Origin of the sequence: Rhodococcus sp. KRD175 (assembly GCF_017168275.1) — a bacterium.
Lineage (GTDB): Bacteria > Actinomycetota > Actinomycetes > Mycobacteriales > Mycobacteriaceae > Rhodococcoides > Rhodococcoides fascians.
Window position 1 is genome coordinate 1 of record NZ_JABFAQ010000046.1, and the last position, 980, is coordinate 980.

The 980-nt window shown below is 65.4% G+C and carries 1 protein-coding gene; it reads right to left on the reverse strand.

Annotated features, from left to right (window positions below; translation table 11 throughout):
* Positions 1–931 (reverse strand): IS5 family transposase gene (locus J1M81_RS24630; protein ID WP_374222426.1). Its coding sequence is split into 2 segments (ribosomal slippage): positions 1–537 and positions 539–931, totalling 930 coding nucleotides; the frame shifts between segments, so codons are not numbered across the junction.
* Positions 932–980 lie beyond the last annotated feature (49 nt).

The window sequence follows — 980 nt, forward strand, 5'->3', positions numbered from 1 at the left end:
CTAGGGCGTGTCTCCCAATCGGCGTAGCCAGGTGAGAATTGCGCAGAGGGTGACGGCGGCGCGGTAGGTGATCGCGAGTTTGTCGTAGCGGGTGGCCAGCGCTCGCCATTGCTTGGCCAGAGCGAAGGAACGTTCAACGACGTTTCGGTCTTTGTAGAGGTCAGTGTCGAGTTTCGGGGGTCGGCCACCGCGGCTGCCGCGGCGTTCGCGAGCGGCGATGGTGTCGCTTTTCTCCGGGATGACAGCGGCGATACCGCGACTGCGGAGCTGGCGGCGGATCGTGCCGGACGAGTAGGCCTTGTCTGCGATCACCGCGTCGGGGCGGGTGCGGGGTCGGCCCTTGCCGTGGCGTGGGACGTGGATGTCGGCCAGGACTTCGGCCAGCATCGCGCCGTCGTTTCGTTGCCCACCGGTGATCACGTTCGCCAGCGGTCGGCCGCGGCCATCGACAGCACTGTGAATCTTGGTGGTCAGCCCTCCTCGCGAGCGACCGATGCCGTGACCTGCGGGTTCACAGTCCCGGAAGGGCCGGTTCTTGTGATTCGACCCTGCCCCCTGTGTCCTGCTCAGGGCGCGTTGTATTTGTGCTGTGCTGATGAGCGCGGCAGATGGTGGCGTCGACCGAGACGTTCCAGTCGATCTTTCCGGCTGCGTCGGCATCGGCCAGGATCACGTGCAGGATGCGATCCCAGGTCCCGTCCCGGGCGTAGCGGGCGTGACGCTTCCACACGGTCTGCCACGCACCGAACTCCTCGCGGGGTAGGTCCCGCCAGGGAATACCTGCTCGGTAGCGGTAGATGATCCCCTCGACGACTTTGCGATTGTCGCGAAACGGATGCCCCTGCCGCCCTTCATTGGAGGGCAGCAGGGGCTCTATCCGCTCCCACTGCTCGTCGGTGAACTGGCGAAATCGTGACTTCGTCTGTCCCATACGGCCACGGTCTCGCGGGTCACCGCTCAGCTATGGGAGACACGCCCTA